This is a genomic window from Nocardioides sp. SRI_004 (genome assembly GCF_057586415.1).
Genome location: NZ_JBYCZV010000047.1, coordinates 1 through 243 on the forward strand (window position 1 = coordinate 1; position 243 = coordinate 243).

Here is a 243-nt window from a genome sequence, read left to right on the forward strand (position 1 = left end):
ACCGACACGGACGATCGGCGATCCCCGCCTGGCCGACCGCAGACGACGCTCGTTGTCGAGCGAGGACCGCTCAGTCATCGCGGTCGGGCTGCGGATGGAGCTGTCCTACGGCCAGATCGGCGCCCTGATCGGCCGGAACAAGTCGGTGGTGAGTCGCGAGGTCGCCCGCAACCGCGGACCGGATGGCACCTACTGGGCGCCTGTCGCACATCGTGCAGCCCACGAGCGTCGGCGGCGGCCCAA

1 protein-coding gene is annotated in these 243 nt (G+C 70.4%); it reads left to right on the plus strand.

Annotated features, from left to right (window positions below; genetic code table 11):
- Positions 1–243 (plus strand): helix-turn-helix domain-containing protein (locus AC2YHB_RS25650; RefSeq protein WP_487354885.1); only part of this gene is annotated, 243 nt, incomplete at both ends.